General features: G+C 56.5%; 14 protein-coding genes. 10 read left to right on the forward strand and 4 right to left on the reverse strand.

Going from position 1 to position 15516, the window contains the following annotated elements:
- The first annotated feature begins 50 nt into the window (after positions 1-50).
- A complete protein-coding gene (locus Q0Y21_RS15810; RefSeq protein ID WP_297797541.1) occupies positions 51-2201 on the forward strand; it encodes a GGDEF domain-containing phosphodiesterase in 2151 nt (716 codons plus the stop codon).
- Here the strand turns inward: Q0Y21_RS15810 and Q0Y21_RS15815 are convergent.
- Both Q0Y21_RS15815 and Q0Y21_RS15820 read right to left on the reverse strand, forming a co-directional pair.
- On the reverse strand, positions 2171-2923 hold the full coding sequence (locus Q0Y21_RS15815) for a YiiX/YebB-like N1pC/P60 family cysteine hydrolase (protein WP_297797543.1): 753 nt from the start codon (positions 2921-2923) through the stop codon (positions 2171-2173). The two genes, Q0Y21_RS15810 and Q0Y21_RS15815, sit on opposite strands and share 31 nt — an antisense overlap.
- A gap of 69 nt (positions 2924-2992) precedes the next feature.
- Complete coding sequence (locus Q0Y21_RS15820) at positions 2993-3403, reverse strand: hypothetical protein (RefSeq protein ID WP_297797545.1); 411 nt, start codon at positions 3401-3403, stop codon at positions 2993-2995.
- Between the two features lie 143 nt (positions 3404-3546).
- Between Q0Y21_RS15820 and nrtS the strand changes: the two genes are divergently transcribed.
- Together nrtS and Q0Y21_RS15830 are read left to right on the forward strand one after the other, a co-directional pair.
- Positions 3547-3849 carry a nitrate/nitrite transporter NrtS gene (gene nrtS, locus Q0Y21_RS15825; protein ID WP_297797547.1) on the forward strand — a complete coding sequence of 101 codons (303 nt, stop codon included), beginning with the start codon at positions 3547-3549 and terminating at the stop codon, positions 3847-3849.
- A 101-nt stretch (positions 3850-3950) separates the two neighbouring features.
- Positions 3951-4892 (forward strand): DUF3179 domain-containing protein, encoded by a 942-nt coding sequence (locus Q0Y21_RS15830; protein ID WP_297797548.1) that lies wholly within the window; start codon positions 3951-3953, stop codon positions 4890-4892.
- 2 nt (positions 4893-4894) lie between these two features.
- On the opposite strand, the gene Q0Y21_RS15835 is transcribed toward Q0Y21_RS15830, so the two are convergent.
- Together Q0Y21_RS15835 and Q0Y21_RS15840 are read right to left on the reverse strand one after the other, a co-directional pair.
- On the reverse strand, positions 4895-5152 hold the full coding sequence (locus Q0Y21_RS15835) for a zf-HC2 domain-containing protein (RefSeq protein WP_297797550.1): 258 nt from the start codon (positions 5150-5152) through the stop codon (positions 4895-4897).
- Positions 5146-5763, reverse strand: coding sequence for an RNA polymerase sigma factor (locus Q0Y21_RS15840; protein WP_297797552.1), 618 nt, complete (start codon positions 5761-5763; stop codon positions 5146-5148). Before Q0Y21_RS15840 ends, Q0Y21_RS15835 begins: the two co-directional genes overlap by 7 nt.
- A gap of 259 nt (positions 5764-6022) precedes the next feature.
- Here Q0Y21_RS15840 and Q0Y21_RS15845 point away from each other — a divergent pair, with 259 nt between their 5' ends.
- From Q0Y21_RS15845 to Q0Y21_RS15875, 7 genes are all read left to right on the forward strand, one after another.
- Complete coding sequence (locus tag Q0Y21_RS15845; RefSeq protein ID WP_297797554.1) at positions 6023-8233, forward strand: bifunctional TVP38/TMEM64 family protein/FAD-dependent oxidoreductase; 2211 nt, start codon at positions 6023-6025, stop codon at positions 8231-8233.
- Positions 8199-9170 carry a radical SAM protein gene (locus Q0Y21_RS15850; protein ID WP_297797556.1) on the forward strand — a complete coding sequence of 324 codons (972 nt, stop codon included), beginning with the start codon at positions 8199-8201 and terminating at the stop codon, positions 9168-9170. The genes Q0Y21_RS15845 and Q0Y21_RS15850 overlap by 35 nt, the downstream gene beginning before the upstream one ends.
- Positions 9171-9466: 296 nt before the next feature.
- Positions 9467-10879, forward strand: a complete 1413-nt coding sequence (locus Q0Y21_RS15855) for a sodium:solute symporter (protein ID WP_297797558.1) — start codon at positions 9467-9469, stop codon at positions 10877-10879.
- Positions 10872-11828: a hypothetical protein gene (locus Q0Y21_RS15860; protein WP_297797560.1), complete on the forward strand. Its 957-nt coding sequence runs from the start codon at positions 10872-10874 to the stop codon at positions 11826-11828. Before Q0Y21_RS15855 ends, Q0Y21_RS15860 begins: the two co-directional genes overlap by 8 nt.
- Positions 11829-11977: 149 nt before the next feature.
- Positions 11978-12493 (forward strand): diaminobutyrate acetyltransferase, encoded by a 516-nt coding sequence (gene ectA, locus Q0Y21_RS15865; protein WP_297797562.1) that lies wholly within the window; start codon positions 11978-11980, stop codon positions 12491-12493.
- Positions 12494-12659: 166 nt separating this feature from the next.
- The gene (gene ectB / locus Q0Y21_RS15870) at positions 12660-13928 is read left to right on the forward strand and encodes a diaminobutyrate--2-oxoglutarate transaminase (RefSeq protein WP_297797564.1); all 1269 of its coding nucleotides are present in this window, start codon (positions 12660-12662) and stop codon (positions 13926-13928) included.
- A 51-nt stretch (positions 13929-13979) separates the two neighbouring features.
- A complete protein-coding gene (locus Q0Y21_RS15875) occupies positions 13980-15422 on the forward strand; it encodes an aspartate kinase (RefSeq protein ID WP_297797566.1) in 1443 nt (480 codons plus the stop codon).
- Positions 15423-15516 lie beyond the last annotated feature (94 nt).

Genomic DNA, 15516 nt, shown 5'->3' on the forward strand with positions numbered 1-15516 from the left:
AGTGTCGATAGTACGTGGGTCGGGTTTATTCTCCAAACGGGGGGCGTGCGATGAAATCGCAGGGAGGGACTGAGTCAGGTGTCGAACTCAGCAATGGTGCCATCTCCCGTCGGCGCGATGATTATTGGCATTCAATCCTGGAGTGGGGACATCAGCTGATTGCCTGTCGCCTGTGCCGGAATCTCACCATGGCGGCGTTTGTTGCCATCCTGGTCATTGAATCCATCATCCTCGTTCCCTCCTACCGTAACCACGAGGAAAATCTCCTGCGTCAACATGCCACGCTGGCAAGTCAGGCCCTTACCACCTTTCTGGCAACCAAGTCTGGCGAAGTGACGACGGGCTCCTTGAGTCTGCTGCTTGAAAGTTCCCGGATTACAGGTATTGAGTTAATGGTTGGTGAGCACTGGCTAACGACTGGCGAGCCTGTGATAGAGCCAGGGGATGCCGCGGGAAGGTTGAGGGACCTCTCCCGCGCCGACGCAAACCGACTGGATCTTGCCTGGGAGTCAGGGCAATGGCTGGGGGATTATCCGGTCAGGGCTCGAATCAATATTACTGGAGTTTCCGGGGAGCTGACATCATTTGTCCTGCGAATACTGGGACTTTCCCTACTTATCGCCGTCTTTGTGACAGTAGTGACCATGGCCGTCGTTGACCGCATGATGTTGTCCCCGTTGTTACGGTTGCGCAGCCGTATCGTCAGAGCCGGTGCGGATGCAGAACATCCGCTTATGTACGTCCGAAAGCCGGAGCGCTGCGACGAATTTGGTGAAGTGGAGGCGACCTTCAATCGCATGCTGAAACAGAATGCCTCATACCTGAACCGATTGACGGCCCTGAACCAGCGTCTGGATCAGCTGTTGACGGAGCGCACGCGTTCGCTCAGACGGACAGAGCAGGAACTGCACATCCGCAGTCTGTATGACCAGCTGACGGGGCTGGCCAACCGCTCCCTGTTCGAAGAATGTCTGACCCGGTCTTTGGTAGAGCCGACTATGGCGGATGCCAGGCCGTCTGCCTTGGTTGTCCTCGGTCTTGATGACTTCCAGGCATTGAACGGTCTGGCGGGGCACGAAATCGGGGACCGGGTACTGCAGGAGATTGCCCGTAGACTGGCCAGGTTCAACAGTGAACCTGGTTGTGTGGCTCGTCTTGGCGGGGACGTGTTCGGGTTGTTACTGACGCCTGAACAAGGTCCGGAATACGATCAGCTAGAAGCGGAGATTGCTGCCGTTATTCGTAGCTGTATGGCTCCTGTGTGTGTCGCGGGCATGAAATACGAATGCGATGTCAGTGCCGGTGTGGCAGTGACGCCCGTTGACGGTATGGATGCCGGAACTTTGCTGGGCCATGCCGAGATTGCCATGCACCGGGCAAAGAAATCGGCAGATCTCAAGATTCAGTTTTTCGCGTCGGACCTGGGCGAGCAGGTTCAGCATCGGCAGGATATGGTCAAAGACTTACGCGGTGCCCTGGAAAACGAGCAGTTTGCACTCCACTACCAGCCACAGTTTGATTGTGCGGGGCAATGTGTTGGCTATGAAGCGCTTTTACGCTGGTATCACCCGTTGCGCGGTATCGTGTCTCCTGACGAGTTTGTGCCGCTTGCGGAAGAAATCGGCCTGGTTGTCCCGGTGGGGCGGTGGGTTATAGAGCAGGCCATCGGGACCATGAAACGTTGGGTAGACGATGGCTTCCAGGGCCGGATGGCGGTGAATGTTTCGGCTCGTCAGCTTACGGATCGATCCCTCGTCGAACATATCGCCAGTGTGCTTGAATTCCACAATCTGGCTTCCGATTATCTGGAAGTGGAAATCACGGAAACCGCACTCATGAAAGACGTTTCCCTGGCCCTGGAGATTCTGGAAGGATTTCGCTCGCTGGGAATTCAGCTGGCGGTGGATGACTTTGGTACCGGCTACTCTTCCCTTGCCTACCTTAAGGCGTTACCCGTCAAACGCATCAAGATTGATCGGGCATTTGTTACCGGATTACCGGATAACGAGCAGGACGAGGTGTTGTGCCGGACCATGATTTCCATGGCGCATAGCCTGGGATGCCAGGTGATTGCAGAAGGTGTGGAAACCCGGGCGCAGGCGGACTGGTTGATCGCCTCAGGGTGTGATGAGCTTCAAGGCTTTTTGCTGGGTAAGCCGGAGCCGGAATTCTATTGGTCCTCCCAGTCGATGGTCCTGTAGTCAAAGTCGGTTTCAATGGTGGGTTTGATGATCCGGAAATAGGGAGAGGCGTCGAAATCCCTGGGTGTGAACAGGGAATGGTGACGGATACGGAAGCGCTCTATAACGCAATCCTCACAGTCCGGGTCGTCTGCGGGGAGCGTTCTTACAATCGGCAGGATCGGGTATCTCAGGAGCTGAAACCCTTCCGCAATAAAGGTTGAGCAGATGGCCCGCGTCGGGTCGCCACTCCCGAACGCCAGGAGTCTGAGCCTGATACGTGAGGGTACCGGAGGCGTCGGAAACAGGTAGCGCGCCAGGTCAAACACGTTTTTCATGTCGTACTGGTGCCCCATGCGACTGATGGCATAATCGGTCAATCGACGAATGTCATTGTCACTGAGTCCGACCGGTCGGCAGACCCGGATGTGGGCATGGCGGTAGAACGACAGTGGAATCGCCCGAATGCCTTCCTGAAGATCCGCTTCAACAAGTACGCGTGGCCCACCTTCTGCTTCTCCCAGGCCCGCATCCGGACCCAGGTACAGGGCCGCGTGTGACCAGGTGGACTGGGTAAGGTACTTGATCGCGACACTGATCCGCGTATTCCCCTCGACCAGAAGCACGTCTCCCGGTAGTAAAGCCCCCTGCAGAGCCTCCCAGGTCGATGTCCTGATGGAGTGACGGGTGATCTGCTTGGACAGGTAGGCGGCAAGGCGCCGCGATAGCCAGTTCAGGAACATCTTTAATCCCGGTTGTTGTTACTGGGTTTCTAGCACAGACAAAAAACCGGGGGCACTGTTACAGCTATTCTAAGCTGTCGCGGGAGCCGGCTGCCTGGAGAGCGTCAATGTATCGTAGTCACGCAGCAGGAACAAAGCTGCACAGGCTGCGAGCATGGGCCAGGCAGCGAAGAACAGAAGGTTATCGAAGGGTTGCAGATACTTGGCAAATGCCGAGAGTGTGGAGACCCCATGGAAGATCAATATTGCGCCGTAGGTCCAGGTTTTCATCATGCCTGCGACGAACATCAGAATCAGTACCAACTGTGCGCAGCCGATAGCATAAAATGCGGCTTCGCCTAGACCTCCGAGCCCATAGAAAGCGGCGAATACCTTCGCTGCATGCTCGGGCTGGACCAGTTTATCCAGGGTCCAGAATAGAAAAACGACAAAAACACCAAGTCGAAGCAATAACAGGGCTAGTGGTAGCTGCTTGGGCATCCGAATTCTCCTTGTTGATTTTGAGCGATCGTTCCAAATACGTGGGGGACTTGCAAGAGTTCCATGAAAATATTCAAATTTGTAACGTTGTCACATGAAAAGTGTCAGTTAGCAGAAGATCCGTTGCCATGCGAGAGGCACTCATGCCGCTTTCCCGATTTGCACACTCTGTTCGCCGCTGTAGCGAGGCATGCGAGCTGGCTGTCAGTCGTGGCACGCCAAGGCGAGCGGCGAAACTGGCTCTGGTGGTGGGTACCCTGCTTGTTTTGATCAATCAGTGGGAAGCCGTTACTGGCGAAGCGACCCTGGATTGGCTGAAGGTGTTGCTGACGTATTGTGTCCCCTATCTGGTGTCCACCTATACCAGTGTCAGCAAAGACCTGTATCTGATGAGGCAGTCCCGTAAAGCACAGCAGGAGATCCACCGGGAAGCGGAGAAATCATGATTCCAGAAGTCCGCGCTGTAACACTCGCGATGCCGGGGTGTCAGTGTTTTAGTGGTCTCCACTGAATCGCTGTCGTCGATCGGTGTTCTGGAGGAAAACCGATGAGGTTACAAAATCGTGTCGTATTACTGCTATGTGCGTTGATTATGGTGGTTACCCGCCCGGCTCTGGCCCAGGAAAAAAACGGGTTTGATCTGAGCAACGCTTTGATACCGATCGATGAGATTCTCAGTGGCGGACCACCCCGTGATGGTATTCCCTCAATCAACAACCCGAAATTTGAGCGCGCAGATGACTCCTTGCCCTGGCGGGAGGACGATCTGGTCATGACCTATGATCATGACCAGGCACGGTATGCGTTTCCGGTTGGTATTCTGAACTGGCACGAGATCGTCAATCACCAGTCAGACGGAAAGCCTGTTCTCATTACGTTCTGCCCGCTTTGTGGCACCGGCATGGCCTTTGACCCGGTGGTGAACGGCCGTCACTTAACTTTCGGGGTGTCTGGCCTGCTCTACAACAGTGACCTGCTGATGTACGACCATCAGACTGAATCGCTCTGGTCACAGATTGAACGCCGGGCAATAGCCGGCCCTCTGGCCGGTAAGGAGCTGGAGTCGGTCGCCGTTCGCCATGAGCTATGGCAGAAATGGCGGGAGCGGGTAGGGTCCAGGGGACTCGTACTGTCCACTGACACCGGCCACCGCCGTGATTACCGAAAGTCCCCCTACGGTGACTACGACCATTCAGATCGGATGTACTTCCCGGTTTCTCACACTAGTCGTAAATATCACCCAAAGACCTGGGTGCTGGGCTGGACTCACAATGGTGAGAGCAAGGCCTGGCCATTCCCGGAACTTGCGAATCACGATGGCGTGCTGGAAGATCGGATTGGGGGAAAGGCCGTTCGTGTTCACTACGATCCGAGCGTACCGTCCGCCGAACTGCGAGACGAGACGGGTAAGCTTCTACCGGCAACCCGGGCTTTCTGGTTTGCCTGGTATACCTTCCATCCGGACACCGGCGTGTTTGAAGCTGAGTAGCACTACGTGTTGCCCTTGCCCCGTTCTTTCGCTTCAAGCGCTTCAGCGACACGCTCATCAATTCGGCGAACGAATTCTTCGTCCACGGTACCTGAGGTATGGGCTTTCATAAGCTCCGTGCTGGCGCGCAGGTTGCCGATAAAGGTGCGGCAATTTCCGCACATCATCAGATGCATTTTTACGGACAGTTTCCCGGCGGTGCCAAGTTCGCCATCAATGTAATCACTGGCAATCATGGCCAGATCCCTGCACATCAACATTCGCCCGTCTCCTGGAACGTCTCTACCATGAGAAATATCTTCTGTCGTGCACGGTGTAAAAGTACACGAAGGTTAGAGGCACTGACGTCCAGAATGTTACACACATCGTCGGATTTGTGCTGGTGGGCTTCGTAAAGCATCAGGGCGGAACGTTGGGTTTCAGGCAGCGCCGAGAGGTGTTTGTCCAGGCAGTCGCTGAGCGCGCCGTTCTCCATCAAGGTATCCGCGGATTCGTCAAATCGCAGTTTGGGCGGTATTTCCCAGCGGCCGGATGCATTGAACCGGCTGTCCAGATCCGGGTCGAGGCCATCGGAAAAGTCCATCGGGACTTCACGTTTGGCAGATCTGAGTCTGTTTTTGCAGCGGTTGGCCACGATGCGGTGAAGCCAGGTTTTGAGTCCCGAGCGGCCTTCGAACGTTTGAATCGCGTCAATGACTGTTACCCAGCAATCCTGAACAATGTCTTCAGCACTAGAGCGATCAAGGTAGAAGCGCGCGACGGCAAGCATGCCGGGGCTGTATGCTCGCACCGCTTCATGGTATGACTGCTGATCGCCCGACTTCATTCGTGAAATCAGTGTGTTCTCGTCGGGATCGTCCGTGTCAGTCATGCGCTGTCCTTTTGTGAATAAGTATTCAAGAATAGCAGTGAGTTCGTTGATTTCCCAAAAAGTTCCCGGCGATTATCGGCCCACGTCGTGATCAATTCGTTAAACATTTATGAGCGCAGGTTGACACATTGGATGCTTTCTTCGCGTAAAACGAAATAAAGCTCAACAGTTGCAGTGCAGACGATTTCAGTTTTTCTGTAACACTTCCACGAATCGCGTGTCTTAGCGGCATCAGATTGCAGGCAACAAGGATTACTTCATGACATCGAAAAAATGGATGCTGATCGCATTGATCGCGGCGGTGGTCATCGGATTTATCGTCAGTGGCGGTAATGAACTGCTGACGTTGCAGAATCTCAAGGACAACCAGCAGCTTCTGGAGAACTGGATTGCCCGGAACCTGGTGGTTGCGGTGCTTGGTTTTATGGCCATTTATGTGGTGGTTACGGCGCTGTCTTTACCCGGGGCTGCCATCATGACACTGGCTGGGGGAGCGTTTTTCGGCAATATCTACGGCCTGGCGGCGGTGCCTGTAGCCTCTACCATCGGTGCTTCCCTCGCCTTTCTTGTCGCCCGTTTTCTGGCCCGTGACACCTTGCGTGAACGTTACAGGGACACCGTCGCCAAGATGGATCGCGGTATTAAGAAGGATGGTGCCTTTTATCTGGCGACCCTGCGGCTGGTGCCGGTGTTTCCATTCTTCCTGATCAACCTCGCCATGGGGCTGACGGCCATGAAACTGCGCACCTACGCATTGGTGAGCTGGGCGGCAATGCTGCCGGGCACCTTTGTGTACGTGAACGCCGGCACCCAGTTGGGTCAGGTCGAGTCCACCGGGGATATCCTGTCGGCCGAACTTTTGTTGTCCTTTGCGTTACTGGGTCTGTTTCCGCTGATTGCGAAATTTGTGGTGGGCTTCATCCGCCGTCGCCGGGTGTACGCCGGCTGGAAAAAGCCCGAATCCTATGACTACAACCTGCTGGTGATCGGCGGCGGCTCCGCCGGACTGGTCTCGGCCTATATTGCTGCCGCCGTGAAGGCAAAGGTGGCTCTGATCGAAAAGCACAAAATGGGTGGTGACTGCCTGAACACCGGATGTGTGCCCTCCAAGGCATTGATTCGCAGTGCCAAGGCGGCGGATACCATGCGCCAGGGCAATCGTTATGGTCTGGAATCGGTGCCGGTGAAGGGCTCGTTCAGGAACATCATGAACCGGGTGCAGGAGGTAATTGCCAAAGTGGAGCCCCACGACTCCCCCGAGCGCTATCGGAAATTGGGTGTGGAATGCATCTTTGGCGAGGCAACGTTCGTATCTCCATGGGAGCTGGAAGTAAAGCACAACGACGGTCGGACTGAACGGCTGACAGCACGGAGTATTGTGGTCGCCACGGGCGGCAAGCCGGCCATGCCACCGATACCGGGGCTTGATGATATGAACCCGTTGAACTCAGACAACCTGTGGCAATTGCAGGAACAGCCGGAGCGTTTGCTGGTGCTGGGCGGCGGGCCTATTGGTTCTGAGCTGGCCCATGCCTTTGGTCGTCTGGGTAGCAAGGTCACCCAGGTGGAGATGGGGGAGCGCCTGCTGGTGAAAGAAGACGTTGAGGTCTCCGAGCTGATCCGGAAACAGTTCGAGCGTGATGGCATCGACCTGAGGCTGAACCACGCTGCCAAAGAGTTCTCGATTGAGGACGGGGAGAAAGTGGTGTACTGCGAGCATCAGGGCGAACGCGTCCGGATTGCCTTTGATGAGGTACTGGTGGCCGTCGGCCGCGCGGCGAACACCGAAGGCCTGGGCCTCAGTAACATCGGCGTCGAGACCCTGCCCAATGGCACCGTGCCGGTAGAGGAAGACATGAGCCTGCGCTTCCCCAACGTATTTGCCTGTGGTGATGTGGCGGGCCCCTACCAGTTTACCCATGCGGCAGCCCATCAGGCCTGGTACGCGGCGGTGAACGGCCTGTTTGGCCAGTTCAAGCGTTTCAGGGTGGATTACCGTGTCATGCCCTGGGTGACCTTCACCTCACCGGAAGTGGCCCGGGTCGGCCTCAGCGAGGCCGAGGCAAAGGAGCAAGGGATAGATTACGAGGTCACCCGTTATGAGTTGGACGATCTGGACCGTGCCATTACCGAAAGTGAGGACTATGGCTTCATCAAAGTGCTGACACCGCCGGGCAAGGACAAGATCCTCGGGGCGGTGGTGGTCGGTTCCCACGCCGGGGAAATCCTCGCCGAGTTTACCCTGGCGATGAAGCACGGCCTGGGCCTGAACAAGATCCTGGGAACGATTCACCCGTACCCGACCTGGAACGAATCGGCCAAATACGCCGCCGGCGAGTGGAAGCGTGCCCACGCACCCCAGGGCGTTCTGAACCTGCTGGAAAAGCTGCACGGCTGGCGCCGTGGCAAAAACACGAAAACACCGAGGAGCACCTATGCCCCTGACCGAAACCCGACCGGCCCGCAGTAAACGAATCCCGGCCGTGGAAGTCCTGGAGCCCAGGGCGCTTGACAGTTGGACCCATACCCGCAACGGCGATCCGCGCGGGTATATCGACGCGGACAAGCTGAAGGAGCTGTGGATTCACACCGGCACCGCCTGCAACCTGGCCTGCCCGTTCTGCCTCGAAGGCTCTCACCCCGGTGATGGTCGGATTCCGGGCATGAAACTGAGCGATGTGAAGCCCTTTATCCACGAAGCCATCGACATGGGCGTGGAGCAGTTTTCCTTCACCGGCGGCGAGCCGTTCGTGATCCGGGACTTCGTCAACATCCTCGATTATGCCAGCCAGCACCGGCCCTGTTTCGTTCTGACCAACGCCACCGAGCCGTTGTTAAAGCGTCGCCACCAGGTGTTGCCGTTGCTGGATAACCCCTACGAGATCCACTTCCGGGTCAGCCTGGACTTCCCGGACCGGGCACGTCACGACAAGGATCGCGGCGAAGGCAGTTTCGACCAGGCGTTGGAGGGTATCCACTGGTTGATCGAACAGGGCTTCCAGGTGTCCATCGCGCGTCAGACCGATCCCGAGGAAATTCCCGCCGACGTCGAAGCGGCGTTCCGCGAGATTTTCCGTGAATGGCGTATTCCCGAGAACCTGGCGTTCACCGCCTTCCCGGATCTGGGTACACCGGGTTCCGAAGATGGCAGCCCGGAGATCACCGAAACCTGCATGGAGAAGTACCCGACCAAGGAAAGCCGGGCTCATTTCATGTGCACCTACACACGGATGCTGGTGAAAAAAGGCGATCAGGTTCGGGTGTACGCCTGCACGCTGGTGGACGATGATCCCCAGTACGACCTGGGCGGGTCGCTGGCGGAGAGCATGGATGAACGCATCATGTTGCGGCATCACCGGTGTTTTGCCTGTTATCGGTTTGGTGCCAGTTGTTCGGAGCCTGGTTGATTTTCCGGGCTTCGGTTTAGCCTGAGAACTTGGAGTTGCGGCCTTTGGGGTTGGGGAGACCTTCCAAAACGAGAACCGTGGCTTCTCTGACTGTTTTTGAAGGTCTCCCCAACCCCAAAGGCCTTGTTCTGACTGAAGAGGTTTATCAGACGGCAATTGCCAAAGACGGTGGCCGGTGAGGGGTGGGAATGTTTTTCCAAAACATTCAAAGAAGCCACGCTTCTCCGTTTTGGAAAAACATTCCCACCCCTGACTGGCCGGCCCCCAAACCAAAAACAACGAACCGGAAATGAACAATGAACTTCACTGAAGCCTCCCTGTTCTGGGGATTCCTGTTGGTATACGGCGTGGTCATGTACGCCCTCTCGCCTAAAAGCAAGAACGCGAATTCGTTCTACAAAGGCGCTGATGATCACGGTAACCCGGTGGGTCAGTGGTCACTCACTGCGAGTATTTTTATCAGTTGGATCTTTGCCAAGTCGGTGACCAACGCCGCCAACCTGGGTGCGGCCTATGGTGTGGTCGGTGGCCTGGCCTATGCCAGTTACTGGTTGTCGATTCCGGTGGCCGGTTACGTGATCTATCTGATTCGTACTCAGACCGGAGCCCGTAGCCTGCAGGACTTTCTGACCTCCCGCTTTGGGCGGCTGGCCAGTCTGGCGTTTGCGGCGGCGATTCTGATTCGGTTGTATAACGAGGTCTGGAGTAACACAGCCGTGGTGGGCGGTTACTTCGGGTTGCCGGGTGAGTGGGAATACTATGCGGCAGCAATGTTGTTCACCGTGTTTACCCTGGCCTACAGCCTTAAAGGTGGGTTGCGCTCATCGATCTTCACCGATGTGATTCAGGCGTTTGTGTTCGTCTTCTTTGTTGGGGCGGTATTGTTCCTGATCATTCCGGCCAACGATACCAGTGCCCTGCTGAGTAATGGCGAGTTCAAGCTTAACGCCGGCTTTGATCTGCTGCTGGTGGCCCTGCTGCAGTTGTTCAGCTACCCGTTCCACGATCCGGTGCTGACCGACCGGGGCTTTGTGAACAAGGAAAAGACCATGCTCAAGAGCTTTGTGGTGGCCGGGCTGCTGGGCTTTGTGGCGGTGTTTATCTTCAGTCTGGTGGGTGTCCACGCTCGCCTGAACGGTATCGACGCCATGGGCAATGCCCCGGCGGCTGTCGGGCAGTCATTGGGGCTGGCGGCGTTGTTCTTCATGAGCGTGGTGATGATGACCTCGGCAGGTTCAACACTGGATTCCACCTTCACCTCGCTGGCGAAATCCCTGGCCGTGGACCTGCCGCGACTGGCGCAGCGCGCAACGGATAAGCTGCCGAGTATGCGTGTTGGCGCGGTGGTGATGATCGTGTTCGCCTTCCTGGGTAACCTGCCGATGTTTGCCGGTACCGATATCCTCAAGGCCACCACCATCTCGGGCACCATGGTCATGGGGCTGGCTCCGGTGTTCCTGTTCTATGGCTTTACCCGCTGGTCACCCTGGAGTTTTCACCTGAGTTTCTGGACCGGTCTGGGGCTGGGGGTTCTGCTGGCTACCGGGTTGATTCCATCAAGCTGGGCCATTGGTGACGGCAAGTACGCCATGCTGCTGGGCGTGAATGCCTACGGCTTCCTTATCTGTTCCGCCGGGTTCTTCCTGCCGCTGGTGTTAAGGCGCCTGGCCGGCAAGTCTCTGGCCGCCAGTGGTGTCGGGCATGGCTGACCTTGAAGGTCGTAGTTGCCCATTGGCGTATCGCTACCATCCTGCTTCTCTTTGTCAGAACGAGAGCCAGGTGTCCGAGGATGTTCTGTTTGTCATTGGTGGGCTTTACGGCAACCCCTATGCCCTGGATGAGATTGAACAGATGGCGCTGGCAGAGGAACGCCAGGGCCATCGGGTCAAGCTGGTCTTCAATGGCGACTTCAACTGGTTCAATGCCAGCGACACGCTGTTCCGGCAGATCAATAACCGGGTGCTGGATCATACGGTTATCCTGGGCAATGTTGATTTTGAACTGGCGACGCCCAGCGTCGGAGCCGGTTGTGGTTGTGCCTATCCCGATTATGTCGATCAGGGGGTGGTTGAGCGTTCCAATCGAATAATGGAACGGCTTCAGGCGCTGGCCTGTGAGCACCCGGATATCCAAAAACGGCTGTCTGGCTTGCCGAGGTATCGGTGCCTGATGTTTGGAGGCCTAAAGATTCTGGTGCTGCACGGTGACCCGGAGTCACTGGCGGGTTGGGGGCTGGCACATGAATCTTTTTCAGCGGGCAATGAGCTGTCATTGGATAAATGGTTGAGGGCTTCGGGAGCGGACGTGATTACGTCCACCCACACCTGCCTTCCCGCTTTATGGTCGGGGATGGTCGATGAGCGGTTTCGTGTGGTGGCCAATAATGGCTCTGCGGGCATGGGCAACCTGCTGTCGGACCCCCGTGGGCTGATCACCCGGTTGGGCTTTACAAGCCCTCTGGCAGAGCCTGTGGCAGGCATTGAGCATTTTGGCCTGAACGTATCGCTTATGCCTGTTTCCTATGATCTCGATGCCTGGCTGTCGCAGTTTGACCGGCTCTGGCCTGCAGGTTCGCCGGCCGCGGTTTCCTATCGTAACCGTCTTGTTTCGGGCACCTCCCTGAGCCAGGACCATGTTGTTTTTCCTTCCAGTTCGTAATCAAGTTGTCACTGGCGATTGCTTCAATCCGGTCTATTCTAATAGGACGCACGCTGCCTGTTTGGCGCGGGTCATTTAGGCCCAACTTGAAATATATTTTGTGGTCTATATAATTTAACCCTAATTTTTTGACGCGAATTGATTACGCTATGACATCAGAAGGCTCGAATACCACCGCCATCACCCTTCGCACACCCGTGAAAGATGATGGCTACAGGCTCCACCAGCTGGTGGCTGAATGCCCTCCGCTGGACCCCAACTCGATTTACTGCAACCTGTTGCAGTGCAGCCACTTTGCCGAGACCGGCGTGGCCGCGGAGAAGGACGGCGATCTGGTCGGCTTTATCTCCGGATACATCCCTCCCCAACAGCCCGAAACCGTGTTTGTCTGGCAAGTGGCCGTTCACGAGAAAGGTCGTGGACAGGGTCTGGCCAAGCGGATGCTGAAAGAGATTGTGGCCCGGGACGCGTGTAAGAACGTGACGCATCTGGAAACCACCATCACCGAGGACAATGAAGCGTCCTGGGCTCTGTTTCGTTCGTTTGCCCGTGACCTGGGAGCCGAGCTCACCTTCCACGAGCACTTCGAGAAAGAGACCCATTTCGGCGGCAAGCACGATTCTGAATTCCTGCTGCGCATCGGGCCCTTTACCAAGCCAGTCTGAGAGTCTGTTACTGACCAGGCGTTATTGACCGCTATCTGGAGTAGCCGGCAGACCACTGAGGTAGGTCTGCCAGAAGGCTTTAACCAACGTGTGGCTGGCTGATCGCGACGTAACCGATGGGCTGTCCCACTTCTACCTCGAACCTGACATGCTAAGAGGCAAGACAATGGAACTTTTCAAGTCGACCGAATCTGAAGTACGCGTTTATTCACGCGCCTTTCCGGTGATTTTTAACCGCGCCAAGAATGCGCATCTTTACACCGAAGATGGCAAAGAGTACCTGGATTTTCTCGCCGGTGCCGGTTCCCTGAACTACGGCCACAACAACGATATCCTCAAGAAGGCGCTTCTGGAATACATTGAGGCCGACGGTGTCAGCCAGGGTCTGGACCTGTTCACCACTGCCAAGCACGACTTTATTGAATCGTACAAGAAGCACATCCTCGATCCCCGTGGCCTGGATTACAAAATGCAGTTTACCGGTCCCACCGGTACCAACTGTGTGGAAGCAGCCATGAAACTGGCGCGCAAGGTCAAAGGTCGTAGCGGTATTATCTCTTTCACCAACGGTTTTCACGGCGTGACCATGGGCGCCGTTGCCGCCACCGGTAACAAGCACCACCGGGGTGGTGTGGGTACACCGCTGGGCAACGTCGATTTTATGTTTTATGACGGTTACCTGGGTGACGACGTGGACACCCTGGAGATCATGGACAAGGTTCTGTCTGACAGCTCCTCCGGTGTTGAGCTGCCGGCAGCCGTGATCGTTGAGGCGGTTCAGGGCGAAGGCGGTCTGAACGTCGCCCGTGCGGAGTGGCTCAAAGGCCTGTCCGAGCTGTGCAAGAAGCACGATATCCTGCTGATCCTGGACGACATCCAGGCGGGTAACGGTCGTACCGGCGAGTTCTTCAGCTTTGAATTTGCCGGCATCAAGCCGGACATTGTGACGGTCTCCAAGTCTCTCAGTGGCTACGGCCTGCCGATGGCCCTGGTTCTGTTCAAGCCTGAGCTGGACGTTTGGGAATCCGGTGAGCATAACGGTACCTTCCGCGGCAATAACATGGCCTTTGTAACGGCTCGTGCAGCGGTGGAGACCTACTGGAAGGACGACGCGTTCGCCAGCGAAGTAAAGGCCAAGACCAAGGTACTGGGCGACGCCCTGCAGGCGATTTGCGACAAGTACCCGGGTGAGTTCAAAATGAAGGGACGCGGTTTGATGCGTGGTATTGAAGCCACACATGCCGATATTACGGGTCCGATTACCAAGCGTGCCTTTGAGCATGGCCTGATTATCGAAACCAGTGGTCCCAACGATGAAGTGATCAAGTGCCTGATGCCGTTGACTACGAGCGAGGAAGACCTGAAAAAAGGTGCCGAGCTGCTGGCAAAAAGTGTGGACGAAATCATGCAGGAAGGGATCAGCGAGGCGTCGTAAGGCGCCTCCCACATCCGGACATTCATTCTGCAGGATAGCGAAGGCAACACTATGACTACCCAACAACATACCGTAGAAAAGATCGGCGGCACCTCGATGAGCAACTACGAGGCCGTCCGTGACAACATCATCATCGGTGGACGCAGCAAGGAAGATCTGTACCAGCGCATTTTCGTGGTGTCCGCCTACGGTGGCGTCACTAACGAGCTGCTGGAGCACAAGAAGACCGGTGAGCCGGGCGTGTATGCCCTGTTTGCCGATGCCGAGTCTGACTGGGCCTGGGGTGACGACCTCACCAAGCTGGTGAAGTTCCTGACCGATATCAACGGTGAACTGTTTGAAGATCCCATGCTCAAGCAGCAGGCGGACCAGTTCATCACCGACCGTATTGAGGGTGTGCGCGGTTGCCTTATTGACCTGCAGCGTCTGTGTTCCTACGGCCAGTTCCAGCTGGAAGAACATCTGCTGACCGTGCGCGAAATGCTTGCCGGTATCGGTGAAGCGCACAGTGCCTTCAACACCGCTTTGAAGCTTCAGCAAGAAGGCATCAACGCCCGTTTCGTGGATCTCACCGGTTGGCGCGACAATGAGTTGCTGCCCCTGGACGAGAAGCTGAAGCAGGCGTTCGACGCGGTCGACCTGACCCGCGAACTGCCCATCGTGACCGGGTATGCCCAGTGCAAGGAAGGTCTGATGCGGACTTTCGATCGTGGCTACAGCGAGATGACCTTCAGCCGGGTGGCGGTGATCACTGAAGCCCGTGAAGCGATTATCCACAAGGAATACCACCTCAGTTCCGCCGACCCCAACATTGTTGGAGCTGACAAGGTGGTCCCCCTGGGCCGGACCAACTATGACGTCGCCGACCAGCTGGCCAACCTGGGTATGGAAGCGATCCACCCCCGTGCTGGCAAGGGTATGCGCCAGAATGAAATCCCGCTGCGGGTGATGAACACCTTTGAGCCGGAGCACACCGGTACGCTGATCACCGGCGATTACGTCAGTGAGAAGCCTCAGGTGGAAATCGTTGCTGGCGCCAAGGGCGTGTTTGCCATTGAGGTGTTCGACCAGGACATGCAGGGTGAGCCGGGCTCCGATCGTCGCATCCTCGATGTGCTGAGCCGCTTCAAGGTGCGTTTCATGTCCAAGGACACCAACGCCAACACCATCACCCACTATGTCGGCAGCACGCTGAAGCACGTCAAGCGGGTGGTCAAGGCGCTGAAGGAAGAGTTCCCGAATGCGGAGATCAATACCCGCAAGGTAGCTGTGGTTTCCGCCATCGGCAGTGACATGAAAGTGCCTGGCATCCTGGCCCGTTCAGTGAAGGCGCTGGCGGACGAGGACATCAGTGTTCTTGCCCTGCACCAGTGCATGCGCCAGGTGGACATTCAGTTTGTGGTGGACGAGGACAACTACGAGAAGGCCATCGTTGCCCTTCACGGTGTTCTTATCGAACCGCACAACCACGAGTACGCCATCGTCGCGGCCTGATACCTGGCCTGAATCAGCCCCGGCCGGAAGGCAATATTCCGTCCGGGGCTGCGTTGTTTGTCCCGCCTCTCCGGGGAAATCCACACCCCGCCCT

Source organism: uncultured Marinobacter sp., from assembly GCF_947259545.1.
Taxonomy (GTDB): Bacteria; Pseudomonadota; Gammaproteobacteria; order Pseudomonadales; family Oleiphilaceae; genus Marinobacter.